The sequence below is a fragment of the Nocardiopsis sp. NPDC006198 genome, from assembly GCF_040613895.1.
Lineage (GTDB): Bacteria > Actinomycetota > Actinomycetes > Streptosporangiales > Streptosporangiaceae > Nocardiopsis > Nocardiopsis tropica.
Genome location: NZ_JBEXSY010000045.1, coordinates 20,859 through 47,356, shown reverse-complemented (window position 1 = coordinate 47,356; position 26,498 = coordinate 20,859). Strand labels below are relative to the sequence as shown.

At 72.3% G+C, this 26,498-nt stretch carries 25 protein-coding genes and 1 tRNA gene; 13 read left to right on the top strand and 13 right to left on the bottom strand.

Annotated elements, in window-relative coordinates:
• Window positions 1-134: 134 nt before the first annotated feature.
• The 4 genes from ABZ234_RS24620 (at window position 135) to ABZ234_RS24605 (ending at window position 3,716) form a co-directional block, all read left to right on the top strand.
• On the top strand, window positions 135-788 hold the full coding sequence (locus ABZ234_RS24620) for a hypothetical protein (protein WP_267948032.1): 654 nt from the start codon (window positions 135-137) through the stop codon (window positions 786-788).
• Between the two features lie 68 nt (window positions 789-856).
• Window positions 857-933, top strand: a tRNA-Ala gene (locus ABZ234_RS24615).
• Window positions 934-1,318: 385 nt separating this feature from the next.
• The gene (locus ABZ234_RS24610) at window positions 1,319-1,948 is read left to right on the top strand and encodes a TetR/AcrR family transcriptional regulator (protein WP_355013591.1); all 630 of its coding nucleotides are present in this window, start codon (window positions 1,319-1,321) and stop codon (window positions 1,946-1,948) included.
• A gap of 1,225 nt (window positions 1,949-3,173) precedes the next feature.
• Window positions 3,174-3,716, top strand: coding sequence for a hypothetical protein (locus ABZ234_RS24605; RefSeq protein WP_267948034.1), 543 nt, complete (start codon window positions 3,174-3,176; stop codon window positions 3,714-3,716).
• 35 nt (window positions 3,717-3,751) lie between these two features.
• Here ABZ234_RS24605 and ABZ234_RS24600 read toward each other — a convergent pair whose 3' ends face one another.
• The 3 genes from ABZ234_RS24600 to ABZ234_RS24590 all read right to left on the bottom strand — a co-directional run bounded on the left by ABZ234_RS24600 (window position 3,752) and on the right by ABZ234_RS24590 (window position 6,375).
• Entirely contained in the window at window positions 3,752-4,060 is a 309-nt protein-coding gene (locus tag ABZ234_RS24600) for a sec-independent translocase (RefSeq protein WP_267948035.1), read from the bottom strand.
• A gap of 157 nt (window positions 4,061-4,217) precedes the next feature.
• The gene (locus tag ABZ234_RS24595) at window positions 4,218-4,421 is read right to left on the bottom strand and encodes a cold-shock protein (RefSeq protein ID WP_267948036.1); all 204 of its coding nucleotides are present in this window, start codon (window positions 4,419-4,421) and stop codon (window positions 4,218-4,220) included.
• A 307-nt stretch (window positions 4,422-4,728) separates the two neighbouring features.
• On the bottom strand, window positions 4,729-6,375 hold the full coding sequence (locus tag ABZ234_RS24590) for a phospholipid carrier-dependent glycosyltransferase (RefSeq protein ID WP_267948037.1): 1,647 nt from the start codon (window positions 6,373-6,375) through the stop codon (window positions 4,729-4,731).
• A 111-nt stretch (window positions 6,376-6,486) separates the two neighbouring features.
• Here ABZ234_RS24590 and rsmI point away from each other — a divergent pair, with 111 nt between their 5' ends.
• Window positions 6,487-7,362 carry a 16S rRNA (cytidine(1402)-2'-O)-methyltransferase gene (gene rsmI / locus ABZ234_RS24585; protein WP_355013590.1) on the top strand — a complete coding sequence of 292 codons (876 nt, stop codon included), beginning with the start codon at window positions 6,487-6,489 and terminating at the stop codon, window positions 7,360-7,362.
• Window positions 7,363-7,512: 150 nt separating this feature from the next.
• Complete coding sequence (locus ABZ234_RS24580) at window positions 7,513-8,175, top strand: AIM24 family protein (protein WP_344180002.1); 663 nt, start codon at window positions 7,513-7,515, stop codon at window positions 8,173-8,175.
• Window positions 8,176-8,293: 118 nt separating this feature from the next.
• Here the strand turns inward: ABZ234_RS24580 and secD are convergent, their stop codons facing one another.
• Window positions 8,294-10,954 (bottom strand): protein translocase subunit SecD, encoded by a 2,661-nt coding sequence (secD, locus tag ABZ234_RS24575; protein ID WP_355013589.1) that lies wholly within the window; start codon window positions 10,952-10,954, stop codon window positions 8,294-8,296.
• An 82-nt stretch (window positions 10,955-11,036) separates the two neighbouring features.
• A complete protein-coding gene (locus ABZ234_RS24570) occupies window positions 11,037-11,495 on the bottom strand; it encodes a hypothetical protein (RefSeq protein ID WP_355013588.1) in 459 nt (152 codons plus the stop codon).
• Between the two features lie 226 nt (window positions 11,496-11,721).
• Here ABZ234_RS24570 and metG point away from each other — a divergent pair, with 226 nt between their 5' ends.
• Both metG and ABZ234_RS24560 read left to right on the top strand, forming a co-directional pair.
• Window positions 11,722-13,539: a methionine--tRNA ligase gene (gene metG, locus ABZ234_RS24565; protein ID WP_355013587.1), complete on the top strand. Its 1,818-nt coding sequence runs from the start codon at window positions 11,722-11,724 to the stop codon at window positions 13,537-13,539.
• Between the two features lie 83 nt (window positions 13,540-13,622).
• Window positions 13,623-14,546 carry a TatD family hydrolase gene (locus ABZ234_RS24560; RefSeq protein WP_267948043.1) on the top strand — a complete coding sequence of 308 codons (924 nt, stop codon included), beginning with the start codon at window positions 13,623-13,625 and terminating at the stop codon, window positions 14,544-14,546.
• 153 nt (window positions 14,547-14,699) lie between these two features.
• On the opposite strand, the gene rsgA is transcribed toward ABZ234_RS24560, so the two are convergent.
• From rsgA to ABZ234_RS24540, 4 genes are all read right to left on the bottom strand, one after another.
• Window positions 14,700-15,809 (bottom strand): ribosome small subunit-dependent GTPase A, encoded by a 1,110-nt coding sequence (rsgA, locus tag ABZ234_RS24555; RefSeq protein ID WP_355013586.1) that lies wholly within the window; start codon window positions 15,807-15,809, stop codon window positions 14,700-14,702.
• Window positions 15,810-16,018: 209 nt separating this feature from the next.
• A complete protein-coding gene (locus ABZ234_RS24550) occupies window positions 16,019-16,906 on the bottom strand; it encodes an MHYT domain-containing protein (protein WP_355013585.1) in 888 nt (295 codons plus the stop codon).
• A 140-nt stretch (window positions 16,907-17,046) separates the two neighbouring features.
• Window positions 17,047-17,898 (bottom strand): MHYT domain-containing protein, encoded by an 852-nt coding sequence (locus tag ABZ234_RS24545; protein ID WP_355013584.1) that lies wholly within the window; start codon window positions 17,896-17,898, stop codon window positions 17,047-17,049.
• Window positions 17,899-18,232: 334 nt separating this feature from the next.
• Window positions 18,233-18,772 carry a TetR/AcrR family transcriptional regulator gene (locus ABZ234_RS24540; RefSeq protein ID WP_267950238.1) on the bottom strand — a complete coding sequence of 180 codons (540 nt, stop codon included), beginning with the start codon at window positions 18,770-18,772 and terminating at the stop codon, window positions 18,233-18,235.
• Window positions 18,773-19,200: 428 nt separating this feature from the next.
• On the opposite strand from ABZ234_RS24540, the gene ABZ234_RS24535 reads away from it, so the two are divergent.
• The 5 genes from ABZ234_RS24535 (at window position 19,201) to ABZ234_RS24515 (ending at window position 22,413) form a co-directional block, all read left to right on the top strand.
• Window positions 19,201-19,893, top strand: coding sequence for a carbonic anhydrase (locus ABZ234_RS24535; protein ID WP_267948047.1), 693 nt, complete (start codon window positions 19,201-19,203; stop codon window positions 19,891-19,893).
• Between the two features lie 221 nt (window positions 19,894-20,114).
• Complete coding sequence (locus ABZ234_RS24530; protein ID WP_344180019.1) at window positions 20,115-20,819, top strand: carbonic anhydrase; 705 nt, start codon at window positions 20,115-20,117, stop codon at window positions 20,817-20,819.
• 294 nt (window positions 20,820-21,113) lie between these two features.
• Entirely contained in the window at window positions 21,114-21,626 is a 513-nt protein-coding gene (locus tag ABZ234_RS24525; protein ID WP_355013583.1) for a hypothetical protein, read from the top strand.
• A 98-nt stretch (window positions 21,627-21,724) separates the two neighbouring features.
• Complete coding sequence (locus ABZ234_RS24520) at window positions 21,725-22,096, top strand: hypothetical protein (RefSeq protein ID WP_267948050.1); 372 nt, start codon at window positions 21,725-21,727, stop codon at window positions 22,094-22,096.
• Between the two features lie 71 nt (window positions 22,097-22,167).
• Entirely contained in the window at window positions 22,168-22,413 is a 246-nt protein-coding gene (locus ABZ234_RS24515; RefSeq protein ID WP_330156694.1) for a hypothetical protein, read from the top strand.
• Between the two features lie 103 nt (window positions 22,414-22,516).
• Here the strand turns inward: ABZ234_RS24515 and ABZ234_RS24510 are convergent, their stop codons facing one another.
• From ABZ234_RS24510 to ABZ234_RS24495, 4 genes are all read right to left on the bottom strand, one after another.
• Window positions 22,517-23,521, bottom strand: coding sequence for a sugar phosphate isomerase/epimerase family protein (locus tag ABZ234_RS24510; RefSeq protein WP_344180025.1), 1,005 nt, complete (start codon window positions 23,519-23,521; stop codon window positions 22,517-22,519).
• Window positions 23,522-23,564: 43 nt separating this feature from the next.
• Window positions 23,565-24,275 carry a hypothetical protein gene (locus tag ABZ234_RS24505; RefSeq protein ID WP_355013582.1) on the bottom strand — a complete coding sequence of 237 codons (711 nt, stop codon included), beginning with the start codon at window positions 24,273-24,275 and terminating at the stop codon, window positions 23,565-23,567.
• 163 nt (window positions 24,276-24,438) lie between these two features.
• The gene (locus ABZ234_RS24500) at window positions 24,439-25,290 is read right to left on the bottom strand and encodes a sugar phosphate isomerase/epimerase (RefSeq protein WP_267948054.1); all 852 of its coding nucleotides are present in this window, start codon (window positions 25,288-25,290) and stop codon (window positions 24,439-24,441) included.
• Window positions 25,291-26,496 (bottom strand): substrate-binding domain-containing protein, encoded by a 1,206-nt coding sequence (locus ABZ234_RS24495; protein WP_267948055.1) that lies wholly within the window; start codon window positions 26,494-26,496, stop codon window positions 25,291-25,293.
• Between the last annotated feature and the right edge of the window lie 2 nt (window positions 26,497-26,498).

The following is a 26,498-nucleotide window of genomic DNA, read 5'->3' as shown; positions in this document are numbered from 1 at the left end:
CGGACCCGAGGCGGGTCCGGAACGATGTCCCAGCGGGAGACGTCTCTACATCCGGGAGGACCGGGGGTACCACGCGACGCGGTGTCGACGACGTGTCGATCAACGTCCAGTGGCCGTCATCGTGAGGAGGGGTGATGAGCAGCTCTCCTCTGTACCTGGCCATCGTGGTGGTGTGGCTCATAGTCCTTGTGCCGATGTTGTTGCGCAAGGACTCTGCGGAGGTCGTCTACGACGAGCAGCGCGGGGACGACGAGGGTCCCGGCGAGCCCGGCGCCGACGGGCCCGGGGAGGACGTCGACGGCCGGGCCGACGACGAAGACCCCGACCTCACCGAGACCCAGGTCATCCACCGGGACGACCTGGAGCCCGATCCCGGGGTGCGCGGCGCGCAGGAGATCGACCGGGCCCGGGAGCAGTACCGGGCCGGCCGCGAGCCGCGTGCGCGGGTGATCGCCCGCCGCCGGCGCCGCACCAGCGTGCTCACGCTGGTGACCGTCGCCACGGCCGCCGCCGTTTCGCTGGGGCTGGGGCCGTGGTGGGTGATCGCCCCGCCGGTGCTCCTGCTCTCCGGGCACCTGATCCTCCTCCGGGAGGCGGCCAAGGCCGACGCCGAGCAGCGGGAGGCGGCCGCGCGGGCCCGCCGCAGGGCCGTGCTCCGCGCCCGCAGGGCCGAGGAGGAGCAGCGCGTCGACGCCGAGCGCGAGGCCAAGGTCATCGCCCTCCAGGAGCGGCGCAGCCAGGTGTACGACCAGTACGCGGACGCGCGTCTGCGAGCCGCCGGGGACTGACCCCGGCCCGGGGTGGAACGGTCGGTTCGGACCACCCCGGGATTCCTGCTATCGTTTAACTCGTCTTCGGGGCTATGGCGCAGTCCGGTAGCGCACCTCGTTCGCATCGAGGGGGTCTGGGGTTCAAATCCCCATAGCTCCACCAGAAGACCAGGCGGGTCACGTCCTTCGGGACGGGCCCGCCTGGATTTTTTTCGCGGCCCGACCGAGGGCGCATCGAGGGGCCGCCGCCGCGGCCCCTCCGGTGTGTCCGGGGCGCCCGCGGCCGCCGCTGGACGGGAGGGGCGGAAGGGGCCCGCGCCCGGTCGGACGCGGACCCCTTGCCGTGCGGCCCCGGACCGAGGGGCACTGCTCTTCCCTGCGGCGGGCGGTCGTTTCCGGACCGGAGCCCCGAGTGTCACCGGCGAAGTGTCCATCCCCTGAGACGGGGCGGGCCGGTGCCCCACAGACTACCCCCGGGCTCCCGGGGGTCTCGGCAGGAGCCGCCCGTCATCTTCACGCCGGAAACTTACCGGCGTACAGTTCGAGTCATGGCAGACGGATACCACCACGGAAACCTGCGGGCCGCCGTCCTGGAACGGGCCGCGGAGGTCATCGAGAGGGAGGGGCCCTACTCCTTCAGCCTGCGCTCGCTCGCGGCCGACCTCGGGGTGAGCCACACGGCCCCGCGACACCACTTCGGGAGCCGCGAGGGCGTGCTCAACGCCCTGGCCGTCGAGGGGTTCCGGGACCTCGCCGCGCGGCTGAGGGCCGACCGGGAAGCCGGTGGAGGGTTCCTGGAGGCGGGGGTCGAGTACGTGCGGTTCGCCACGGACCGTCCGGCCCACTTCCAGGTGATGTTCGCGCCCACCCTGCTGGGCGAGGACGACGAGGAGCTGGAGGCCGCGCGCGAGGCGGCGTTCGCCGAGCTCCAGGGCGGTGTGAGGTCACTGGCCGAGGAGGGGCGCCCCGTCGAGGACGGCGCCGCGGCCGTGGTCGCCGGCTGGGCGATCGTGCACGGCATCGCGACCCTCGCCCTCACCGGCAACCTCGACAGGTCCGGCGTCCGGCGGCTGTTCGAGGACACCGACCTGCTCACCATCACACGCCGGAGCGCGGGGCTCCTGTTCGGCCCGGCGCCCGGCCCCTCGGGGGGAGTGCCGGGAACCGGGTCCGGCTGATCCCGCCGGACGCGGTTCCGCGGCCGCTGCCGACCCCTGCTGCGGCGACCGCGCCGGGCCCGGTCCCGGCACCGGCGGAACGGCGCCCCGGCGGCCGCGGGCGGGCTCCGCGGCCGGGTGACGGGAGGCGGACGCCCCGGCGCCCCTGCGGGGGCGCCGGAGGGGTCCTGAGGGGCATCGGGGAAGCGCTGGGGCCCCGGGACGAGGACGCCGACCGCGGGCTCCGGAGGCGGCTCCTCCGGGGCGCCCGGCGCCCGGCGTCCGGCGGGACCGCGCGGGCCGCGGGCGCCGGGCCCGCGTGCGGGAGCCCCCGGCGGGGGACCCGCGGTCCTCCCGACCCCTCCGCTCCCGACCCCCGGGGTGGGGACCCCGGTGCTCCCCGGGGGAGGCCGCCCCGGGGCGGCGGACCAGAAGGGGCTGATGGTTATGAGCCTTAGTGGGTGACCGAAACACGGCACCGAGATCCGATCGTCGGACGGCCGTCACCTGACGCATCAGGGAGTCCATGACGCACCGTCACCACGAGGGGTGACGAGTTCGCGGTGAAAAGATGTGGATACCTCCGTTTTCTGGCACTCTGTCCGTGAGATCCTGGATGGTGTCCGCCCGTCACCCTGCGGATTTCGGGGGGAGTCGGTCGAAGAATAGCTCCGGTCTTCACTCGGAGTTCACGCTCGCCACTGTCGCTCTCCGTTATCCGTGTGGAATGTATTTTGCGGCTGGGTGGGCTTGTTTTGGCAGGTCGTGGGGCAGGGTGAGTGTCATGTACATGAATAGCAGCCCCTCTGAACTGCGAAGACGCGTCGAGGTCGTTTATGTGGAAGGTGAGCACGGTGATTTTTCCGGTCCCCGTGTCGTAAAACGATGAATGTTTCACTCCGGGTCTTGCGTGAACAGAGCACCCCACGACATCGTGGTCGTGGGATGGGCTGGAAGCCAAACGAAAGGTAGATGCCATGACCACGCACGCGATGACCGTCCGTAACAACGGGTGGTCCTGGCTGTAACCAGTCCGCCGAACGGGTTTCACTGAACCCCGAAGCCCGGGCCTGTCCGATCCATGATCGGGTGGGCCCTTCGTCCTTCCGGCGCCCGGTCGGCCCCGCTCCGTCGGCCGACGGTTCGCGGCGCGCTGATTTGACGGCGGACCGCACCGGGTAGGGACACGGACACGACCCCCCGGTCCGGCCAGGGCCGGGTCCCGCCAACCGTGAAGGGGCGGACCGTGCCCGATTCCCCCCAGCCCCCCGGCGGCTACGAGTACCCGGAGGAACCGGCTCCGGCCGGAGGGTACGAGCCGCCCGGCCCCCGGCCCGAACCCCCGCAGCCGCCTCCGGAGACCACGGTCCGACCGGCCGGGGACGAGGAGGGCGGGCCGTTGGCCGCGGCGGAGCGCTTCCGGCGCACCACGCCGGCCCGCCTCAGGACGATCCCGGCGCACAGGAGCGGGGGCCACTGGCGGCTGCTCGCCGGGACGCTCACCTACGTGATGGTGGTCGGGGGGATGGCAGACTACGTCGAGCCGGAGACCCGCGCCTTCGCCCACCTGGTGTTCTGGCTGCTCATCGCGGTCGCGTTCGCGGTCACCGTCGTGCGTGAGCGCCGCCACGGGTGGGACCCCGCGCCGCGCTGGCCGTGGGCGGCGGGCGCCGTCGGGGGTGCGCTCGCGGTGGAGGTGCTCATCCTGGCGTTCGGCTCACCGGCGATCATCACCGGCTCGGTGATCCTGCTCGGCCTGGGCCTGTTCGTGCTCATGCTCGTGGGATGAGGGCGCGGGGAGGGCCGGCCGCGGAGCGGACGGGGTCAGGTGGCCTCGTCGTCGAAGGGCGGGCGCTTGCCGTTGAGGCGCGCCGCGGGCTTCCTCTCCTGCTCCTCTTCCTCCCAGAAGTGCTTCTGCACGAAGCGCTTGGGGTTGAGGTCCTGGACGTCGAAGTCCTTGAACTCCGGGCCCAGCCCCTCCTTGATGTCGTTGGACGCCGAGTTGGCCATGGTCCGCAGTTGTCTCAGGACCCGCCCGACCTGCTGGGCGGCCTTCGGCAGCTGGTCGGGCCCGAAGATCAGCAGCGCGAGAAGGAGGAGGATGACGAACTCCACCCCGCTGATGTTGAACATGCGCGACCCTCGTCCCTCGGTGTACCTACCGGCCCCATGCAGGTTAACCGGTATCAGCCGGGTGCGGTAACCCTGCCCCGGTCACACCTGGGAGACGGAACGCGGACCAGCCCCCCACTCGGAGAGCGGAGGGCTGGGGAAACGCACGTGCGGCGGTCTAGATCGCTCGAACGTCCGCCGCCTGCGGGCCCTTCGGGCCCTGGATGATGTCGAACTCGACCTTCTGGTCCTCTTCCAGGTTCCGGAAGCCGGTGCCCGTGATCGCCGAATAGTGCACGAACACGTCGGGCTGACCACCCTCGACGGCGATGAACCCGAAACCCTTCTCAGAGTTGAACCACTTCACGGTGCCCTGAGCCATGTGCTCTCCCTTGGGGACTACGGCGGGGCCGCACCCTGCTGGCCCCGGGTCGCCGGGCGCCGAACCGACGAGTAATCCCCGTATCGACGAGCGCCCACGTGAAGTTCCGCGAGGCGCCTCGGGCATCCATGGAAACTACAACAGCAACCAGTTGCAGACAGTACCAGGGAGGGTGGTGCCGTGCCGAGCCTTTCGCGGCAGGAATCCGCCCTTCCCCGGTGTCCTGTTTCGGCTACTGGAAACTGTTGCTTTCCGCTCTCTCTGCCACTAATGGAGATCGGCGGAATGCGTGTTCTCCACCGGTGGTTCAGGAAGCGTCGTTGCCGTAGATCCACACGTCGAACCAGAGGCGTTCCCGCCAGACCGACTCCTCGATCGGATAGGCGGCCAACACCGGATAGAAGTACGCGAAGTAGGCGACGATCAACAACAGGACGACGCCGTAGACGATGCCTCCGCCCGCCCTCAGATAGGGGGCGAAACGCGGGCTGTCGTCCCCTGCCCCCATCACCAGGCCGAGCGCGAGCACGATCGCCAGGACGAGGAAGGGCAGGAGCGGGAGCGCGTAGAAGAGGAACATGGGGCGGTCCGGGTAGGCGAACCACGGCAGCCACCCCGCGGCGACGGCCAGCAGCACCGCGCCCGCGCGCCAATCGCGGAAGGTCACCCACCAGGCGAACATGACGACCAGGGCGAGCAGGCTGACCCACCAGATGATCGGCGTGCCGATCGACACGACCGAGGTCACGCAGTTGCCGGTCCCGCAGCCGACGGCCTCGCCGTTGTAGTGGAACATCACCGGTGTGCGCATGACGAGCCACTCCCACGGAGCGGAGATGTAGGAGTGGTCGCTGGTGAGCTCGGTGTGGAACCCCATCATCCGCCGGTGGTAGTCCCACAGGCTCCACAGCGCCTCCACCGGGGCGTGCAGGAACCCGGGGACCACGTCCGGCAGCATCCCGTCCGCGTAGTCGCGGTTGTAGCCGCCCCGCGTGAACAGCCAGCCCGACCACGAGACCAGGTAGACGACCCCCGCCACCACCACGGTCTGGAGGAACGCCGGCACGGCGTCGGTCCCGAGCCAGCGCCAGAACGGGCGCACCTGGCCGACGCTGGACCGCGCCCCGTAGTCCCACGCCACCGTGAGCAGTCCGAACGCCGCCACGAAGAACAGCGCCGACCACTTGGTGCCGATCGCCAGCCCGAAGCACAGCCCCGCCGCGAGCCGCCACCAGCGCATCCCCAGCCAGCCCACCGCCGCCAGGTCCGCCCCCGCCTCCGACAGCCGGACGAGCCGCTCCCGCGTCCTGTCCCGGTCGATGACCAGGCAGGTGAACCCGGCGAGGATCCACAGGGTGAGGAAGATGTCCACCATGGCGATGCGGCTCAGCGTGAAGTGCAGGCCGTCCAGCGCCATGATCAGGCCCGCCGTGCAGCCCAGCAGCAGCGACCGGGTCATGCGGGTGGCCAGGCGCACCAGGATGAGGACCGAGACCGTGCCGGCCAGGGCCGCGGCGAACCGCCACCCCTCCGGGGTCATCGTGGCGCCGAACGGGAACAGCGACCAGACCCAGTCGCCCAGGGCGATCATCCACTTGCCGACCGGGGGGTGGACGATGAAGTCGCCGCCTCCCGCGAAGATGTCCTGGCTGCCGCTGTTGAGGAGGTCGTCGGCCTCGATCGGCTCCTCGCGGGTCTCGTGCTCGTAGCCGTACCGCCAGAGCCCGTAGGCGTCCTTGGCGTAGTAGGTCTCGTCGAAGTAGATCCGCTCGGGCTGCCCCAGGTTGAAGAGCCTGAGCGCCCCGGCGAACAGCGCGACGAGGGAGGCCCCCAGCCAGGCCAGCCACCAGGGGGAGGGATCGGCGGGCAGGAACCGTGCGCGCAGCGGGACCCTGCGGGGCGGAGAGGGCGGCGTCGAGGGCTCTGCCTCGGAGGAAAGTGCGGTGGAGGTCATCTCGGCTCGTAGGTTGGGGTCGGAGATGGTTGTCCATTGCGGACGTACCACGAAACCAGGTTTCGGGTGGCGTGATAGAGCCAACCGTAGCGTGACAGGACGGGGATCACAGTGGTTGAGGGCGGAGCTGCGACGCGGGGGGTCGGGACCCTGACTCTCGCCGGGTTGCCCATCGGGAACGTGGAGGACGCGCCGCCCCGGCTGCTCCGGGCCCTGGGGGAGGCACGTGTCATCGCGGCCGAGGACACCCGCAGGCTACGCCAGTTCGCCTCGCGTGCGGATGTGCGCCTGGGCGGGGCCGAGGGGGCCCGCGTGGTGTCGTACTACGACGCCAACGAGGCGAGGCGCACCGACGAGCTGATGACCGACCTGAGGGAGGGCCGCGACGTCATCGTCGTGACCGACGCGGGGATGCCGGGGGTCTCCGATCCCGGCTACCGGCTCGCCGCCGCCTGCGCCGAGGAGGACATCCCCGTCACGGCCATCCCCGGGCCCTCCGCCGTCACCACCGCGCTCGTCGTGTCCGGGCTGCCGACCGACCGCTTCTGCTTCGAGGGCTTCCCGCCCCGCAAGGGGCTCCGCGGGTACCTGGCCGACCTGGCGGCGGAGCGCCGCACCATGGTGTTCTTCGAGAGCCCGCACCGCGTCGCCGCGACCCTGGGGGCGATGGCGGACGCGTTCGGCGCCGACCGCAGGGCCGCCGTCTGCCGGGAGCTGACCAAGACCTACGAGGAGGTGCGCCGGGGCGGGCTCGGGGAGCTGGCGGCCTGGGCGGCCGACGGGGTGCGGGGCGAGGTCTCCGTCGTGGTGGAGGGGGCCCGCGGGCGCGCGGGGGAGGCGACGGACGAGGAGCTGGTCGGCGCCGTCGCCGCCCTGGAGGAGGAGGGCGTGCGCCGCAAGGAGGCGATCACCCGCGTGGCCAAGGAGACGGGCGTGCCCAAGCGCCGGGTCTACGACCTCGTGCACGGGATCGTCGCTGCCGACTGACCCCGAGCCCCGCCCCGTTCCTCCCCCGGCCCCGGGGGAAGCGGGGGGACAGGTGGACGGAGCCCGGGAGAACAGGGGCGGCACGCGGAACCTTTCCGCGTCCGGGGCGTCTCACCAGGAGCACACGTGACCGTCGATCGAGGATCGTTCATGAGAAGTCAGCTCTTCCAGCAGGCCCAGGAGAACACCCAGCCTGGCATGCACCTCCAGAACCACAAGATGCTCCGGGTGGGCCTCAACGGCGAGTTCTACGCCCGCCAGGGCGCCATGGTCGCCTACCAGGGGCAGGTCGACTTCTCCTACGAGGGGGCGGGGGGCGTCGGCAAGTTCTTCAAGAAGGCCTTCACGGGCGAGGGCCTGCCGCTGATGAAGGTCTCCGGCCGCGGGGACGTGTTCCTCGCCCGCGACGCCTGGGACGTCCACCTGATCGACCTGGAGGACGAGCAGCTCACCGTGAACGGTCAGAACGTGCTGGCCTTCGAGGGGGGTCTGAGCTGGGACATCCGCCGGGTCGAGGGGGCCGGGATGGCGGCCGGCGGCCTGTTCAACACGGTCTTCGGCGGGCGTGGCCGCGTGGCCGTCGCCTGCCACGGCGCTCCCGTGCTGATCAACGTCGACCAGCCCACCTTCGTCGACACCGACTCCGCCGTGGCCTGGTCCAGCACTCTGCGCACCGGCGTGCGCCGCACGATGAAGGCCGGGGCGCTGATCGGCCGCGGCAGCGGCGAGGCGGTCCAGCTGTCCTTCGAGGGGCAGGGCTTCGTCCTCGTGCAGGCCTCCGAGGGGCCGCCGGCGCCCGTCGCCGCCGGCTGATCCGCCGCCCGTCCGGGCGGGGGACGGCGAGGGCCCCGGGAACGTGTCACCACACGTTCCCGGGGCCCTCGTCCGTTCGGCCGGGACCTCCGCGAGGAGGCCCCGGCGCCGAACACGGCTAGACCACGGCGCCGTCGTCGGCCTCGCGGGCGGCCTTGGCCGCCACCTTCTGCTTGGCCTTGCGGTCCTTGATCACGTGGGGCGGGGCCGTGCGGTCCCACTTCTGCAGCCAGATGGCGAGCGGCACGGCGACGAACACCGTGGACACCACGCCCGTGGTCAGACCGACCAGCATCGCGATCGAGAAGTCCTGGAGCGAGGACCCGCCGAGGAAGACGAGGAAGCCCAGGATGATCCACGCGCCGACGGTGGTGTTGACCGTACGCGGCAGGGTGTTGAGGACCGCCCGGTTGGCGATCTCCTTGAACGAGGACTTCTCGTCCCTCGCCCACTCGTCGCGCACCCGGTCGAACACCACCACCGTGTCGTTGACGGTGAAGCCGATGACACTCAGGATCGACGCCAGGAAGACGCCGTCGATCGGCTTGCCGAGCCAGATGAACAGGCCGACCACCAGCAGCATGTTGAACGCCAGGGACAGCATCGTGGAGACGCCGAACGACCAGCGGAAGCGCCAGGCCAGGTAGATCATCTGGAGCGCCAGCGCGGCGCCCAGGGCGATCAGGGCCCGGTTGCGCAGCTCGTCGCCCATGCTCGGGCCGATCAGCTCGTCGCTGACCCTCTCCACGCCGCCGGTCGCCTCCGACAGGGCGTCGGTGATGCTCTCCGCCTCCGGGTCGGAGATGTCGCCGGTGCGCACGGCGATGTCGCTGTCGCCGGACTCCTGCACGACGGCGGTGTCCGAGCCGGGGAAGTTCAGGCCCGAGATGATGTCGCGCGCCTCGTCCACCGAGATCGGGTCGCCGGTGACCTCGTACTCCATCACGCGGCCGCCGGTGAACTCGACACCGAGGTTGGTGTCGCGGATCAGCGGTGCGGCGATCGCGGCCGCCACGATCAGCGCGGCGACGACGAGGGCCTTGCCCCGGTGCTTCATGAGGTCGGGGTTCTTCTCGACCAGCCAGGTGCGGATCGGGCCGATCTGGTTCAGTCCGGTGACGGCCGGGTGCTTGCGGATGACCGCCCTGCGGACCGCCCACTCGACGAACACGCGCGCGATGACCAGCGCCGAGAACATCGAGACGACGGTGCCGATGCTCAGGGTCACGCCGAAGCCCTGGACGGTGCCGGAGGCGAAGAAGAACAGCAGGGCCGCCGCGATGAGCGTCGTGACGTTGGTGTCCAGGACGGCGCTCCACGCCTTCCGGGAGCCCTCGACGAACGCCTTCTCCAGGTTCGGCGGGATCGCCCTGCGGCGACGGCGGGCGAGCGCGCCCGTCTCGGCCTTGGCGGCCTCGTCCTCGGTCGCGTCCCGCATGCCCGCGGACTTGTTGGACTCGTACACCTTCTGCTGGCGCTGGTACTCCTCGCGAGCCCGCTCGAAGATGAGCACGTTGGCGTCGATGGCCATGCCGATGGCCAGCACGAAGCCGGCCAGGCCCGGCAGGGTCAGCGTGGCCCCCAGCGCGACCAGCGCTCCGTACGCGATGAGCGTGTAGAACGCCAGGGCGACCGAGGCGAGGAAGCCGACCAGGCGGTACACCAGCGTGATGTACAGCGCGGTGAACGCGATGCCCAGGAGGGCGGCGATCGCGCTGGCCTCGATGGCGGCGGCGCCCAGGGTCGGGCCGACCGTCTGGCGCTGGACCTCGGTGACCGGCAGCGGCAGGGAGCCGCCCTCGATCAGCACGGCCAGCTCGTCCGCGGTCTCACTGGTGAAAGTGGGGCTGGTGATGCTGGTGGAACCGCCCGGCATACCGACCTCGCAGCCGATCTCCGGGTTCACCTCCGGGGCGGAGATGATCTGGTCGTCCAGCACGATCGCCACACGGCGCCGCGGGTCGCCCTGCTCGTAGCAGGCCGCGGCGCCGGTCAGCTCCGCCCACTGGTCGCGGCCCTCGCCGCGGAAGTTGACGTTGACCGTCCACTGGGTGCGGTTGACGCTGTCGAGCGCCGCGTCGGCGCTGGACACCCGGTCGCCGCGGATGGCGGTCTCACCGAGCTGGAGGTAGGTGCCGTCGGCGTCCGGGAGCGTCATGGCGACGTCCTCCGGGTTCTCCGCGCTGGGACCCGCCGGGGCCTGCTGACCCCCGGTGGGGTCGCCGCCCATGCTGCCCATGAGCTCTTCCAGCTGCTCGGGGGTCATCTCCTCCCCGCCGCCGCCGGCGTCCTCGCCGCCCTCGGCGCCCTCGGCGTCGGAGGGTGCGCGGGCCTCGTCGGCCGCGGTGCCCGGCGCGTTCGCGAAGTCGCCGGCAGGGGGGGCCTGCACGCCCTGGCCGCCCTGCTCGCCGACGCCCAGCACCGGGTGGAAGGACAGCTGCGCGGTCCGGCCCACGATCTGGGCCGCCTCCGCCGGGTCCTGCACGCCGGGGAGCTCGACGATGATCCGGTTCTCACCGGACCGGGACATGGTCGCCTCGGCCACGCCGAGGCGGTCGATGCGCTGGCGCAGCACCTCGACGACCTGGTCGGTGTTGTCGGAGTCGGCGGGGGTGCCGTCGGCTCCGTCCTGGGTCTCCAGCACGATCTGCGTGCCGCCGCTGAGGTCGAGCCCCAGGCGGGGTGGGATGAACCACGCCGCGCCGAACGCGACGAGGATGACGAGGAGGGAGATGAGCGCGCGTGTCCAGCGCGCTCCCGCTCCCGTTTGACTGGACAAGGGGTAGGTACCTCTCACTGCGAAGACGGGTAGCCGAACGCACGCCCGGAAGGAACCGGGCGGGGGGTGTGGCCGGGGACGGTCAGATGGCGGTGTTCGCTGCGAGAGGCGGGGCCCGCGTCGGCGGCAGCTCCCCGGAGGCGAACTGTTCGGGAACGGGGTCGGAGGCCGGGGGCGGCAGCGGCCACCAGGGCTGGTCCCACACGGCCAGGCGCAGTGCGCGACCGGGCACCGTGTCGGGCAGGTCGCGCAGGACGGAGCGCTGGTCGCAGGTGGTGGCGGGAGGGCCGACCGTGAGCACGGGGTTCTCGGCGAGGTTCGCGCGCTCGCGCGGGGTCACCGACTCCTGGGCGGCGGCGCGGCCCGGGGCGCCGTCGGGGGCGCTGGCCAGGCCGTGCGGCGGCAGGTGGGCGGAGGCCGTTCCGCCGCCCGTGCCGGAGGCGACGGGGAACGACAGGATGACCAGCAGCACCATGCTCGTGAGGAGCGCGGTGGTGTGCCGGGCAGGGCGGGGTAGGGCACGGGTATCCGTGGTGACCACCGCCTCAGGTGAAGGACCGGGGAGAGGGCGTCTCCGTCACCGCGCGCCCCGGCGGCACGCGGATCGTCCAGCAGAGCATACGGGTACGGGTCCTCCCCGGGGAATCGTCCTCGGCGGGGAGAGGTGCGGGCCGCCGCGCGGATCGGCGGCGACACGGGGGGCCGGGGGCGCGCGAGCGGGAGAAATGAGGTGCGGGGCAGGCCCCCGGCGGCTTTAGGCTTGGGGCATGTCGTCGAATCGCCACATCCTGACCGCGGTCGCCTGGCCCTACGCCAACGGACCGCGCCACATCGGCCACGTGTCCGGCTTCGGGGTCCCCTCCGACGTCTTCTCCCGCTTCCAGCGAATGTCGGGCAACCACGTGCTGATGGTCAGCGGCACGGACGAGCACGGCACCCCGGTCCAGGTGCAGGCCGACCAGGAGGGCGTCACCCCGCGCGAGCTGGCCGACCGCTACAACCGGATCATCTCCGAGGACCTCGTCGCCCTCGGCCTGTCCTACGACCTCTTCACCCGCACCACCACGGGCAACCACTACGCGGTCGCCCAGCAGCTGTTCACCACGCTGTACGACAACGGGTACGTGTTCACCCGCACCACCAAGGGCGCGGTGTCCCCGTCCACCGGCCGTACGCTGCCCGACCGCTACATCGAGGGCGTCTGCCCGATCTGCGGCTTCGACGGCGCGCGCGGCGACCAGTGCGACAACTGCGGCAACCAGCTCGACCCGATCGACCTCATCTCCCCCCGCTCGCGGATCAACGGCGAGACCCCCGAGTTCGTGGACAGCGAGCACTTCATGCTCGACCTGCCCGCGTTCGCGGAGGTGCTCACCGCCTGGCTCACGGGCAAGGAGGGCGAGTGGCGGCCCAACGTCCTCAAGTTCTCCCTGAACCTGGTGGACGACCTCCAGCCGCGCGCGGTCACCCGCGACCTCGACTGGGGCGTGCCGATCCCGCTGGACGGCTGGAGCGACAACGCCAACAAGCGCCTGTACGTGTGGTTCGACGCGGTGATCGGCTACCTGTCGGCGTCCATCGAGTGGGCGAAGCGGATCGGTGAGCCCGACGCGTGGAAGCGCTGGTGGCAGAGCGACGAGGCCCGGTCCTACTACTTCATGGGCAAGGACAACATCGTCTTCCACTCGGTGATCTGGCCGGCGATCCTGCTGGGGGCGTCGGGCCGGGGCGACCGGGGCGGCGAGCCCGGACCGCTCGGCGGGCTGGACGTCCCCACCGAGGTGGTCTCCAGCGAGTTCCTCACCATGGAGGGGCGCAAGTTCTCCTCCTCGCGCCGCGTCGTCATCTACGTGCGCGACTTCCTGGAGCGCTACTCGGCCGACGCGCTGCGCTACTACATCATGGCCGCCGGGCCCGAGACCCAGGACACCGACTTCACCTGGGCCGAGTTCGTGCGCCGCAACAACGACGAGCTGGTCGCGGCCTGGGGCAACCTGGTCAACCGCTCCATCTCCATGGCCGCCAAGAACCTCGGGGAGATCCCCGCGGCCGGTGAGCTCACCGACGAGGACCGGGCCGTGCTGGAGGCGTCGAGGGGCGCGTTCGCGCGCGTCGGCGAGCGCCTGGAGCGCTCCCAGTTCAAGGCGGGCCTCCAGGAGGCCATGCGGACCGTCGCCGAGGCCAACAAGTACATCTCCGACCAGGCCCCGTGGGCGCTCAAGAAGACCGACCCCGCACGGATGGCCACCGTCCTGCACGTGGCCCTCCAGCTGGTCCACGACGCCAACACCCTGCTGACGCCGTACCTGCCGGAGTCGGCCAACAAGGTGCACGCGATGCTCGGCGGCACCGGGACCTGGACGGGCATGCCCCGGCTCGACACCGGGCACGACACCGTCGGCGGCTCGGAGGAGGCGGTGGACTACCTGGTCATCACCGGCGACTACGCCGGGGACGCCGCGCGCTGGGAGTCCACACCGATCGTGCCGGGCACGCCGCTGGGCCGCCCCGAGCCGCTGTTCGCCAAGCTCGACCCGTCCGTCGTGGACGAGGAGCTGGCGCGCCTGGAGAACCCCGCAGAGTAGTCCCGGACGACGGCCGGGAAGCAGGACGACCGCGCCGACGGGCCACGCCCGTCGGCGCGCCTTCGCGAAGGAACGTGAACACCATGGGCAAGCGCAGCGGCAGAGCGGTCAGGGAGCGCAACGACCAGACCCCTCCGCCGGTACCGGAGCCCCTGCGCGTCCCGGTGGCCGACAGCCACACCCACATGGACATGCAGACCCCGGCGGTGGAGGACATCATCGCGGCCGCCGAGGGCGTCGGGGTGACCCCGCTCGTCCAGGTGGGCGTCGACCTGCCGTCGTCGCGGTGGGCGGCCGAGGTCGCCGCGGCGCACCCGGGGAAGGTGTGGGCCGCGGTGGCCCTGCACCCCAACGAGGCGCCGCGCATCGTGCACGGCGACGGAGCCTCCGGCGTGGAGCCCGACGACACCGACTGGGCCGGCAAGGCCCGGGAGCCGGCGGGCCGCGCGGGGCTGGAGGAGGCGCTCGCCGGGATCGACGAGCTGGCCGCACTGCCGCAGGTGGTGGCGGTCGGCGAGACCGGCATGGACACCTTCCGCACGGGGCCCGAGGGGGCGCGGGCGCAGGAGGAGTCGTTCCGCCGCCACATCGCCATCGCCAAGGCCCACGGCAAGGCCGTGATGATCCACGACCGCGACGCGCACGACGACGTGTTCCGGATCCTGGCCGACGAGGGCGCGCCGGAGCGCGTCGTCTTCCACTGCTTCTCCGGCGACGCCGGCATGGCCCGGGTGTGCGCCGAGCACGGGTACTTCATGAGCTTCGCCGGCAACGTCACCTTCGCCAGCGCCGAGTCGCTGCGCGAGGCCGCCGCGGCGGCGCCGCCGGAGCTGGTGCTGGTCGAGACCGACGCCCCGTTCCTCACGCCCAAGCCCTACCGGGGGCGCCCCAACGCCCCGTACCTGATCCCGCACACCCTGCGCCTGCTGGCCGAGGTCAAGGGGATGGACGAGGACGAGCTCGCCGGGATCGTCGCGGGCAACGCCCGCCGCGCCTTCGGGTTCTGAGGGGGCGGCCGGGGTCCGGCGCGCGCCCCGTGCGGCCCCGGCGGGCGGACCCCGCCGGGCGGCGACGGGTCCCTTCCCGGGCGGGAAGGGACCCGTCGCGTCCGACGGGGCCTCGGAGGCCGGGCGCAGGGCCCGGCGCGCCCGCGGGGCGGGTCAGCGGCCGCGCTTGAGCCGGGCGTTCGCGCGGGCCTCCCGCTCGGCGGCCTTCCACCGCTGCTTGCGCTCGGCGCGCACGCGCTGGTCGCCCCGGGCGCTGTTCCACTCGGCCTCGCGGCGGAGCCGGTTCCAGCGGGCCAGCCGTTCGGAGTCCAGTTCGCCCTCGTCGACGGCGGCGGTGATCGCGCAACCGGGCTCGGACCCGTGGGAGCAGTCCCGGAAACGGCACCGCCCGGCGAGTTCGCCGACGTCGGCGAAGGTCCGGTCGACGCCTTCGGGGTCGCCCGGCACGTCGATGCGCCGCACGCCGGGGATGTCCAGGACCAGTGCTCCGCCGGGCAGCTCCAGGAGCTGGCGGTGGGTGGTGGTGTGGCGCCCCCGCTTGTCCTGGCGGATCTCCCCGGTGTCCATCAGGGACTGTCCGGCGAGGGAGTTGACCAGGCTGGACTTGCCCGCCCCGGAGGTTCCCAGCAGCACCCACGAGGTGCCGGGCAGGAACCGGGGGGCCAGCTCCGCCAGCCCGTCGCCGGTGTGGGCGCTGACGCCGTACACGTCGGCGCCGGCGGCCACCGTCCGGACGAGTTCGAGGACCTCGGGGAGCCGGTCCCCGGCCAGCTCCGACTTGGTGACGGCGACGACCGGGGTCGCGCCGCAGGCCCAGGCGAGGCTGAGGAAGCGCTCCAGGCGGCCCACGTTGGGCCCCTGGTCGGCGGCCTCGCAGACCAGGACCGCGTCGACGTTGGCGGCCAGCACCTGGTCGTGGGAGTCCTTGGCCACGCCCTGGCGGACGAGGCTGGTGGAGCGTTCGAGGACGGCCTCCACGAGCCAGGTGTCACCGGACCGGCGTACGGCGACCCAGTCGCCGGCGCACGGGGCCGTGGAGGGGTCCTCCCGCGCGGCCCTGGTCAGGGCGGGGGCGTAGTCGGCGTGGGCCTCGCCCGGCAGGCGGACCAGCGCGCCGCCCCGGCGGGAGGAGGACACGCGTGCCGGGTACAGGGCGTGCCCGCTCGCGTGGGAAAGGGTGTCGAAGGCGTGTTCGACACGCGGGTTCCAGCCCAGCCCGGTCAGCGGGTGGGCGGTGGGCGTGTCGGTACGGGATGTGCTCACGGCGGTCTCTCTGGGAGGCGAGCCGTCCGGAGGGGGTTCCCTCAGGGCTCGCGGACGAACGGGGAGGCGGGGAGGGTGGTACTCGCAGAGTCGGTCATCGCTCTTCCTTCCGTCGTCGGTCGCCGTTCGGTGCACGACGCCCGCGGGCCCGCCGAGTCTAGGACCGGCGGGCCCGCGGGCTCCAGTGGTTTTCCGGGGTGTGCGGCGGCTCAGCGCCGCCTGGTCCACACGTCGTCCTCCGGGGCCCGCGCCGGCGGGGCCGGGGGCGCGGGCGCGGGGGCCGCGCCGTGGCGCGGCCGGTACCCGGCGTCGGGCACGCGCTCGCTGTCGGGCGGGGCGGGGGTCGCGTGGACCGGGCGCCGCGCGTAGTCGGGTCGCTCCTCGTCCACCCCGAGGAGGAGGAAGAGGCTGCAGACCAGCAGGAAGACGAACAGGCCCGTCATCATGGGCAGCAGCAGGTCCGTGGTGCTCGCCCCGGGCGGGGGGCCGTAGCGGTTCAGGCGCGAGGGCTCGATGTGGACCCCCAGCATGCCGGTGTAGTGCATGGAGGTCACCGCGACGGCCATCACCGGCGAGGCCAGGAGGATGGCGGTCATGCCGCGCAGCCGGGACGCGCACCACAGGGCGCTGGTGGCCGCGACCAGGGCGATCGCACTCGCCAGCGCGACGTAGACGGGGTCGTGGTGGAGTTCGCCGTGGACGCTCATCGACGCCATGCCGGTGTAGTGCATGGCGACGATGCCGGCCCCGGCGACGAGCCCGCCGAGCAGCAGGGTGGACGTCCTCTGCCGCGAGATCGTGATGGTGAGGGCGACGCCCATGACCAGGACGGCGGTGACGCCGCTGACGACGGTGAGCAGGGCGTCGTAGCGGATCGAGGTGCCGACGGGGGAGAACCCCATCATGGCGATGAAGTGCATGGACCAGAGGGCCATGCCGCCGAGGGAGAGGGATGCCAGGGCCAGCCACTGCCACCGCGTGAAGGTCTTCGACCGGCGGGCACGGGCGGCGAAAGCCAGACCGAGGAACGAACCGATGGCCGAGACCGTGAAGGCGATGATGGGGGTGAGCCAGTCCTGGGTGGGGAGATCGACCACAACTCGCTACTTTCTATGACCTGAGTCACAAATCGACCCAGGTTATGGATAGTAGGGATGCTCAGGATGGGACACCAGGGGTTTGAGAAAACCCGAGTGGCCTGATGTGGCCATTCATCACCCGGCGGCGGCCGAAGGCCTCAGGCGGGGCGGTCCCAGGCGCTGCCGGTGCTGTGGCGCGCGGTGTAGCGGCCCCTCTCCCCGCCCGGGAGCGCCGGGACGGGCGCGGGTTCGCCGTCGTGCCGGGCGGTCCGCGCCCCGCGGCGCGGCTCGGAGTCGTCGACGCCGAGCATCAGCAGGAGGCTGCACACCAGGAGGAAGACGAACAGGCCCACGACCAGGGGCAGGAGCAGTTCCGGAGCGGTCGAGCCCGGCACCGCGCCCGGGTTCCGGGCCTCGTCCACGGTGACGTGCACGCCGAACATGCCGGTGTAGTGCATGGAGGTCACCGCGATGCCCATCACCAGGGAGGCGAGCAGGATCGACACGACGCCCCTGAGCCGCTGGGTGAACCACAGGGCCGCGGTCGCGGCGAGCAGGGCGACGGCGCCGGCCAGTCCCACGAACAGCGGGTCGTGCCCGAGGTGGCCGTGCATGTTGATGGACGCCATGCCCAGGTAGTGCATGGCGACGATCCCGCTCCCGGCGATGGCGCCGCCCGCCAGGAGCCACCCCGTCCCGCGGCGGATGACCGTCAGGTACTGGGCCAGCCCCATGGCCAGCACCGCGAGGAGGCCGCTGGCGACGGTGAGGGTCGCGTCGTAGCGGATGGCCAGGCCCGGGACGTGGAACCCGAGCATGGCGATGAAGTGCATCGACCACACGGCGGTGCCGCCGAGGCAGAGGGCGCTGAACACCAGCCAGGTGGCGCGGCCGGCCCCGCGGGCGTTCCGGGCGCGGGCGGCGAACATGAGGCCGACGAAGGAGCCGATGACCGACACCGCGTAGGCGACCGCGGGGGTCAGGGCCCCGTGGGTGAAGTGCTCGACCATGGCCTGCGGCTCCGGGGGTGTGGGGAGGGAGTCCTGTTCAGGCCAATCCTAGGGAGGCCGGTGCCGGTCGGGGACGGGTTCGGGCCGCATCGTGCGATCACGGTGGGCGGTCGCGGCGCAAGGGTCCTTGGTCCTGAGGGCATGTGGCGGACGGTAGCCGCGGTCTGTGTGACGCCAAACACACCGGGGAGGCCGTTCCGGGCGCGCCGGCCGCCTCCCCGTCCCGGCCGTCGTCCCGCCTTGCCGCCTCCCCGCCCCACCGTCCCGTGCGGGTGCGGGCGCGGGGACCGTTCACGGGGGCGGGGCCGCCGGGGACGGTCCCGCGTCGCGCGCGCTAGGCGCGCAGGCCGCCGAAGGCGATCCGGGCGAGGGTGTCGGCGACCTCCTCCGAGGCCAGGCCCCGGTCCGGCTTGTACCACTCCACCAGCGAGTTGACCATGCCGAACAGCAGGCGGGCGGCGACCGCCGGGTCGACGTCGCTGCGGATGTCGCCGTCGACGATCCCCTCGCGCACCAGGTCGGCGATCAGGTGGTCGAACTCGCGGCGCCGCTCCAGCGCGCGCTTCTCCACCTCCGTGTTTCCGCGCACGCGCAGCAGGAGGGTCACGTGGGGCAGCTCCTCCACCAGGACGCGGACGCTGCCGCGCAGCACGTGGTCGAGCCGGTCGATGGCCGGGCCGGTCGTCGAGCCCTCCTCGCGGGTGACCGCGAACAGGGCGTCCATCGCCAGGTCCAGGGAGCGGCGCAGCAGTTCGGTCTTGCCGGTGACGTGGTGGTAGATCGCCGACTTGGTCACGCCCAGGGCGCGCGCCAGGTCCTCCATGCTCGTGCCGTCGTACCCGCGCTCGTTGAACACGCGCGCGGCGACGCGCAGGACGGAGTCGGCGTCGTGGCCGGGGCGGCCGGAGCGCCGCCGGCCCGCCCCGCGGCGGGAGGACGCTGGTTCGGGAGGGGAAGTTCGGGACACGGTTGTCGAATCTACCTGGTGGAGGGCGCCGGTGCGCGGGTCCGGCCGGGAGCGCCCCCGTGTCCGGCGGTCCGCGCGAGGACGCGGTGACCCGCCGGACGGTCGGTCATGGCGGGCGGACGCCGCCCGCGCCCGCGGAGGCCCGCGCCCGCGGAGGCCCGCACCGCCCCGGGCCTCCGCCGACGGGTCCCGCCCGCCGCCCGGGGGAGACACGCTTGGTCCAAGGATTGCCCCGGCGGGATTGTCCGCCGCTCCGACCAGGCGTAGCTTCGGCCTCATCGTCACAGGTACGGGCGGTACCGCGCCCGCGCCCACCCGACCCTGAGCGAGGCAGCATGGCGATCGTCCAGAAAGCCGCCCCACGGAGGGCGACGATCACCGAGGGCCACGACGCGGACCGCAGGCGGCAGAGGCTCGACCGGGGAAACACCCGGTGGCGCACCTTCGGCTCCGTCCATCCGCGCCAGGGCTCCGGCCGCAGGCGCGAACTGCTCGAACACCAGGCGCCCCGGGTGTCCGTCCTGTCCTGCGCCGATTCCCGCGTGCCGCCCGAGATGGTCTTCGACCAGGGGCTCGGCGACATGTTCACGACCCGGTCGGCGGGCCAGGTGCTGGACTCGTCGGTGCTCGGCACGCTCGTCTACGGGGTGGACGCGTTCGACACGGAGCTCCTGGTCGTGCTGGGCCACGACTCGTGCGGGGCCGTGAAGGCGGCCGTCGAGGCCCTCCGGACGGGTGAACTGCCGCCGGGCAACCTCGGCTACCTCGTGGGGCAGGTCCTGGAGGTCGTGGAGACGGTGCCGGAGCAGGAGACGGAGAAGGCCTTCCTCGACGCCTGCGTGCGGGCCAACGCCCGCGCCGTCGCCGAGCAGCTGCGGCACGAGCCCGGCCTCCGGGAGGCGGTCGCGGCCGGGCGCATGAAGGTCGAACCCGCGCGCTACGACCTCAGGCGCTCCCGCGTGGAGTGGCTGGACGACGCGTCCGGGGGCGAAGGGGGGATCCCGGCGCCGAGAGCCCGGACCGGGTGAAGGCGCAGGTGGACCAGGACGGGCGAACGGCCGCACGGAGAATTCCGGGCGGCCGTTCTCCTGTCCGAATGGGGACGGTTGTGATTGTCGTTCCCTGAGTGGTGTTCTGTGGCGCTAGGGATCCATTAAAAAACTTGGAGAGGTTAGCGGCTTAAGGGTAATTTGGTCCTCGTTTGGCGGCATTGGTCTCTAATGTCGCTAGTCGAGAAGGGAAAACCCCCATGGCCATCACCCGTCGCGGCGCCTTACGCGCATCCCTCATCGGCGGAGTCGGGGCAGCGGTCGCCACCGCAGCCCCCGCCTCCGCCTGGGCGGTCCCCATGCCCTCGCCCTCCCCCGGCCCCCAGGACGCGGCCTCGGCCCTCCGGCTCCTCAAGGAGGGCAACCGCCGCTGGAAGCGCATCGCCTCCCGCCACCCCAACGAGGGGGCGGCCCGCAGGGCGGAGATGGCCCTCGGGCAGAACCCGTTCGCCGTCGTCCTCGGATGCGCGGACTCCAGGGTCGCCCCGGAACTGGTCTTCGACCGGGGGCTCGGCGACCTCTTCACCATCCGGTCCGCCGGCCAGGTCCTGGACTCCTCCGTCCTCGGCAGCATCAGCTACGCGGCCGAGCACCTGGCGGTCCCGCTCATCGTCGTCCTCGGCCACGCCTCCTGCGGAGCGGTCGGCGCGGCCGTGGAGGCGCACCGCACCGGGCAGGTCCCGCACGGCCACGTCGGCTACCTCGTGGAGCAGATCCTGCCGGTCGTCGACGCCACGCCGGACGACGGGGGCGACTTCGTTGACGCCTGCGTGCGGGCCAACGCCGAGCACATCACCGGCCTGCTCCGCCAGGACGCCGACCTGCGCGACCTGGTCGACACGGGCCGCCTGGACATCGTCCCCGCCCGGTACGACCTGGAGACCTCGGCGGTGTCCTGGCTCTGACGCCGCGGGCGTCCGTTCCGGGGCGTAGGGCCTGAAAGCCGCACAGGACAAAAAAGGTGATCGACCGGATTCTTCCGGTCGATCACTGTCGTTCTCGGGTCTGGGAGGTACGTTCCCCTCAAGGGATTTTCGGCAGTAAATGACGTGCAGGGCCTCCTATCAGGCAAAACAAAACACATGACGCAAAAACCTGCAGATTCGCGAGAATAGCCTTATTCTCGTGGTGTCCGCAAAGGACTGCCTGATTCACAGCGGGCCGGTCGCCGAACGGCCCCTTTCTCGCAAAGGACCGCCGTGCGCGCCTTCGACCAGCAGATGCGGGAGATGCTCCAGACCCCGGGAGTGCACAGTGTCGGCCTCGTCGACTGGCGGGGCGGCCGCACCCTGGCACGCGTCGGCGCGGACGACCGCTCGGACGACGCCGAGGCGATCCTGAAAGCCGTCCACGGCGGTCCGCTGTGGGCCGTCGGGGACCTGGAGGACATGGTCGTCACCGGGACCGACCGCTGCCTGCTGCTCGCCGTGCTCGACGACCCCGACCTGTGCCTCCAGGTGTGGATGGCACGGGACGAGGGCAACCTCGGCTACGCCCTGCGGCGCCTGAGGCGGCTCGCCCGCACGGTCGCGGTGCCTTCGCCGCCCCGCCCCCGGCAGGACGGCGACCTGCCTCCCCGCCGCGGCGGCGACCCCGCCCGTCCCCCCGCCCGGGCCGCCGCGTCCGTGGACCGCCGGGTCCTGGAACGGGTCCTCACCGCGCTCCGCACCCTGTCCGCCGACCGTCCCCGGCCGGACGTGGGGGTCGCATGACCTCGGGAGCCTCGCCCCGGCGGGGCGTACAGGGGCCCCGCCGTTGGATGGCCGACCTGAAGGCCCGGCGCCGACCTACACCCAGGAGAGAGAAGGACATGCCGAACATCGAATCCGGTCTCAAGGACATGATGCAGATCGAGGGGGCCATCGGCGCCGCCGTCGTCGACTACAGCAGCGGAATGGCGCTGGGCACCCTCTCGTCCACGAACACCCTCGACCTCACCGTCGCCGCGGCGGGCAACACCGAGGTGGTCCGCGCGAAGATGCGGACCATGGACCAGCTGGGCCTCAACGACGCGATCGAGGACATCCTCATCACCCTGTCCGGCCAGTACCACGTCATCCGGCCGCTCACCAGCCGCAAGGGGCAGGGCCTCTTCCTGTACCTGGCGCTGGACCGCGCCCGTGGCAACCTCGCCCTGGCCAGACACAGGCTCAAGGGCATCGAGGGGGATCTGGAGGTCTGAGCATTCCCAGGGGTCGAGGCGATGGGGGAGAATGCCGGTGTCAACCCCCCCGACGCCGCAGGGAGCCCGGTATGTTCCGGATCGTGATCAGCCGCCTCACCCACGACGGACTGCACGTCACCCCAGAGCAGCACAGGACGGCCATGTCCGTCGACGAGGCGGTCCTGGCCGTACGGCAGCACCTGCCCACCGCCGACACCGGGGCCCTGCGCAGCGACGCGGTGCAGACCTCCGTCAACCGGGTCAACGACTTCCGGCGCGACGTCCGCACCGGTGACGGCGACCGCTTCCGCGTGGTGATCGCCCCCATGATGTGACCGGGCCCGCCGCGTCCCCCTACGGCGGCGGGGCCGCCCCTCCCCGGGAGGATGCGGGGAGGGACGGCCCCGGGCCCGGCGCGGGCGCGGCCGGGCGGTCCCGTCAGTCCGAGCCGAAGGCCGAGTCGAAGGACGACTCCGGCGGGTCGTAGGCGTGGGAGCGGACGAAGTCGACCGCCTCCGCCGCCCCGACCAGGCGGTCCATGCCCGCGTCCTCCCACTCCACCGAGATCGGCCCCTCGTAGCCGATCGCGTTCAGCGTGCGGAAGCAGTCCTCCCAGGGGACGTCCCCGTGCCCGGTCGACACGAAGTCCCAGCCCCGGCGGGGGTCGCCCCACGGCAGGTGGGAGCCGAGCCGGCCGTTGCGGCCGTTGCCCGTGCGCCTGCGGGTGTCCTTGCAGTCCACGTGGTAGATCCGGTCGCGGAAGTCCCAGAGGAACCCGGCCGGGTCGATGTCCTGCCACACCATGTGGCTGGGGTCCCAGTTCAGGCCGAACGCGGGCCGGTGGCCGACGGCCTCCAGGGCCTTGTGGGCGGACCAGTAGTCGTAGGCGATCTCGGAGGGGTGCACCTCGAGCGCGAACCGCACCCCCACCTCGTCGAACACGTCCAGGACGGGGTTCCACCGGTCGGCGAAGTCCCGGTAGCCGGCCTCGATGACGTCCTCGCCCACCGGCGGGAACATCGCCACGTACTTCCAGATCGCCGAACCGGTGAAGCCCACGACCGTGGACACGCCGAGCCTCGCGGCGGCGCGGGCGGTCGTCTTCATCTCCTCGGCGGCCCTTCGCCGCACGCCCTCCGGGTCCCCGTCGCCCCACACGCGGGAGGGCAGGATGTCCCGGTGCCGGTGGTCGATGGGGTCGTCGCAGACCGCCTGTCCGAGCAGGTGGTTGGAGATCGCCCACAGGCCCAGGCCGTGGCGCTCGAGGACGTCGAGCCTGTCGCGCACGTAGTCGTCGTCCACGGCGGCCCGCGTGACGTCGAGGTGGTCGCCCCAGCAGGCGACCTCCAGGCCGTCGTAGCCCCACGAGGAGGCCAGGGAGCACACCTCCTCGAAGGGCAGGTCGGCCCACTGGCCGGTGAAAAGGGTGACTGGTCGCGGCATGTTCGCTGTCTCCGTGGTCGGGGGGTCGTCGGTGGGTTGCGGATCAGTGGTCGTCGCCGTGCCCGTCCGCGGGCGCGGGGTCCCCGCCGCCCTCCTCCGCTCCGTCGGGCCGGAGCGCGCCGGGGACGGCGGGCAGGTACAGGTGGACGTGCTCCCCGCCGGCCTCCAGGCTCAGCAGGTCGAGCTGGGTGGCGGCGGCCGACCAGGAGACGACCGCCTCGTTGCGCAGGTCCATGGCGATGTGCAGCACGTCCATGCGCAGCTCCTCGTCCTCGGCCTGCGCCGCCTTGGCGTAGGTCTCCACCGCCATGGACAGGAGGCGGACGGACGAGGTCAGCCCGGTGTGGGCGACGCTGTGGGAGGACGCGTCGGACGGCGGGTCGCCGAAGTGCCCGGCGGCCTCCTGGACGCCGGTCCGCCAGGAGTTGACGGTCGCGGCGTCGGTCGTGTCCAGCGGCGGGTGCGATCCGTCGGTGGGCAGGAACTCCTCCATGTCCTCCACGATCGGTGTCAGGCCCTCCACGGCCATGCGGGTGTGCTCGACGAGGTCGTCGACCGGTGAGGCGGCGGCCTCCCCGGCGGGGGCGGCGGCGGAGCCGGCGCCGTCACGGCCGAGGAAGACCACGGAGGCGGCGACGAGCGCGCCGACCAGGACGAGCGAGCAGGCCGTCAGCCACCATGTGGCGGCCGTGGCGGGGGCTGCCCCGTCCTGCGTCTCGGGCACCGTGTCGGAGGGGGGTTTGCGTGTGGACATCGTGACGTCTCCTCGGGAAGAGTGGAGCCGCCCGACTTCAGATGGCGCTTTCCGGTGAGCGCGGCACCGAGCGGGGGTGAGGGCTTGCGGCCCGGCCCGGGCGCCGCGGTCCGTGGTGCGGTCACGGCCGCGAGCGGTTCGCTCCGACGCACGGCGTCTCCCTTCAGGAGGTCAGTGAACGCAGGTGGGCCAGGCCGTCGACGGCGATCGCGTCCTGCGACGCCGCCAGGGGTCGCCAGACGGAGGCCGCCGTGGCGATGCTGGCATTGTCCGCCGTGAACGATTCGATGACCAGGGGGCCGTCGTAACCCGCCGCGTCCAGCGAGGCCAGGATGCCGCGCCAGTCCAGGTGGTCGGCCCCCGGCGCGCCCCGGTCGTTCGCGCACACCTGCACGTGCTTGATCCGCCCGGCGGCCCGGCCGATCGCCGCCGCCACGTCCTGCTCCTCGATGTTCATGTGGTAGACGTCCAGGGCCAGCCCGCAGTGCTCGGCCGGCAGGTCCGCGAGCATCGCCATGCCCTGGTCGACCGTGTTGACCAGGCTCGTCTCGTACCGGTTGAGCGGCTCGACCGCCACACAGACCCCCGTGGCCGAGGCGTGCCCGACCACGGGGGCGAGCCCCTCGACCAGCTCCGCACCGGCCCGCCTGCGCTCGTCCGGGGACAGCCTCCACGTGCGGCCGACCGAGGCGTAGGCCGGGCCGGCGACGACGGGGGAGCCGACCGTCGCCGCCGCGTCCACGACCCGCTTGAGGTAGTCCTGCGTGGCCGAGCGGGTGGCCGGGTCGGTCGCGACGAGCTCCCGCCCCGGTCCCATGACCAGCACGACGGTGGCGCCGAGCCCCAGCCCGTCCAGCAGCGCCCGTGCGCGCCGGGGGTCCCAGTCGCCGACCTGTTCGACCGGGAGCTCGATCACGTCGAACCCCCACTCCGCCACGCGGGGGGCGATCCGCTCCAGCCCGGCGTCGGTCAGGGGCGACGTCCACACCCAGGTGTTGACCCCCAGCGCGCGCATCTACCGGTCCGTCCAGGCCTCGGGGAAGCCCGGCAGGTCCTCGCCGCCGAACTTCGCGTAGTGCAGCGACGGCATGTCGGCGTTGCGCTCCAGGTACTCGGGCAGCTCGTCCTGGGTGATGGGCGCCTGCGGGAGGATCCACTCCGAGGGGACCTCCTCGCCGGCGAGGATCATGCTCGCGGCGAGGACCGGCGTACGCCACTGGAAGTTGGAGTAGACCGGGGCGATGGCGGTGAGGCCCTCCTCGTCCCACTTGCGCATGAAGCTCAGCTCGTCCTCGCCCGCGATCACCGGGTAGGGCTGACCCGCGTCCTCGAAGGCCTCCAGGCCGGCGACGGCCCCGTCGCCCGCGTCCATCCAGATGCCGTCGATCTCGCCGCGCTGGAGGTGCTGGGAGACCAGGTCCTTGATCCTGGCCCCGTCGCCCTCGGTGAACTCGTCGGCGACCACGTTGAGCTCGCTGGCGCCGAAGATCTCCTGGGCGGCGGCCCAGCGGTGCTCGAGGACGTCGACGCCGGGCAGGATGCGCAGCGCCAGCACGTTCGAGCCGGGCTCCAGGTTGTCGACCAGGAACTCCGCGGCGTCCGCCCCGTAGGCGTAGCCGCCGATCGGGTGGATGAACGTGACCATGCAGTCGGAGTTCACCCCGCGGTCGAAGACCACTACCGGGACACCGCTCTCGCACGCGGTCTCCACCGCCGGGGTCAGGGTGGCGGTGGTGGACGGCGAGATGATGATGGCGTCGCAGTCCCCGGAGTCCACGAACGCCTGGATGTCGGAGATCTGCTGGTTGTCGTCGTCCGCGGCGTCGGACACCCGGAAGTCACCGATGGCGCCCTCCTCCTGGAGGGCCTCCACCTGCTGTTCCATGGTGATGAAGCCGGTGACCCGCCACGGGTTGGACACCGAGGCGTTGGAGAAGCACAGGGTGGCGTCCTCGGGGGAGTCGTGGGCGAACTCGGAGGTGTCGATCCACTCCGGCTCGATCGCCTGCATCCACGGCTCGTCCTCGGGACCCTCCGGGGTGATCTCGCGCTGGGCGAGCTGGGCGTCGTACTCGGCCTGGTCGAACCACTCCTCGCTGGGGGCGAGCTCGCTGCCGCCCTCCTCGCCGGCGGCGCCGTCCTCCGGCGCGTCGGTCGTACACGCCGTGAGCATCAGTGTCAGGCCGGCGGCGCCGGCGAGCAGCACGCGGGGGACGCGCATGG

Bases quoted from the DNA above. Each gene is read 5' to 3' on its own strand.
- ABZ234_RS24520 (WP_267948050.1), top strand. From the start codon at position 21,725: ATGCCGAACATCGAATCCGGTCTCAAGGACATGATGCAGATCGAGGGG.
- ABZ234_RS24515 (WP_330156694.1), top strand. From the start codon at position 22,168: ATGTTCCGGATCGTGATCAGCCGCCTCACCCACGACGGACTGCACGTC.
- ABZ234_RS24620 (WP_267948032.1), top strand. From the start codon at position 135: ATGAGCAGCTCTCCTCTGTACCTGGCCATCGTGGTGGTGTGGCTCATA.
- metG (WP_355013587.1), top strand. From the start codon at position 11,722: ATGTCGTCGAATCGCCACATCCTGACCGCGGTCGCCTGGCCCTACGCC.
- ABZ234_RS24610 (WP_355013591.1), top strand. From the start codon at position 1,319: ATGGCAGACGGATACCACCACGGAAACCTGCGGGCCGCCGTCCTGGAA.
- ABZ234_RS24505 (WP_355013582.1), bottom strand. From the start codon at position 24,275: ATGTCCACACGCAAACCCCCCTCCGACACGGTGCCCGAGACGCAGGAC.
- ABZ234_RS24530 (WP_344180019.1), top strand. From the start codon at position 20,115: ATGGCCATCACCCGTCGCGGCGCCTTACGCGCATCCCTCATCGGCGGA.
- ABZ234_RS24535 (WP_267948047.1), top strand. From the start codon at position 19,201: ATGGCGATCGTCCAGAAAGCCGCCCCACGGAGGGCGACGATCACCGAG.
- ABZ234_RS24600 (WP_267948035.1), bottom strand. From the start codon at position 4,060: ATGTTCAACATCAGCGGGGTGGAGTTCGTCATCCTCCTCCTTCTCGCG.
- ABZ234_RS24500 (WP_267948054.1), bottom strand. From the start codon at position 25,290: ATGCGCGCGCTGGGGGTCAACACCTGGGTGTGGACGTCGCCCCTGACC.
- ABZ234_RS24590 (WP_267948037.1), bottom strand. From the start codon at position 6,375: ATGACCTCCACCGCACTTTCCTCCGAGGCAGAGCCCTCGACGCCGCCC.
- ABZ234_RS24510 (WP_344180025.1), bottom strand. From the start codon at position 23,521: ATGCCGCGACCAGTCACCCTTTTCACCGGCCAGTGGGCCGACCTGCCC.
- ABZ234_RS24580 (WP_344180002.1), top strand. From the start codon at position 7,513: ATGAGAAGTCAGCTCTTCCAGCAGGCCCAGGAGAACACCCAGCCTGGC.
- ABZ234_RS24595 (WP_267948036.1), bottom strand. From the start codon at position 4,421: ATGGCTCAGGGCACCGTGAAGTGGTTCAACTCTGAGAAGGGTTTCGGG.
- ABZ234_RS24495 (WP_267948055.1), bottom strand. From the start codon at position 26,496: ATGCGCGTCCCCCGCGTGCTGCTCGCCGGCGCCGCCGGCCTGACACTG.
- ABZ234_RS24545 (WP_355013584.1), bottom strand. From the start codon at position 17,898: ATGGTCGAGCACTTCACCCACGGGGCCCTGACCCCCGCGGTCGCCTAC.
- ABZ234_RS24560 (WP_267948043.1), top strand. From the start codon at position 13,623: ATGGGCAAGCGCAGCGGCAGAGCGGTCAGGGAGCGCAACGACCAGACC.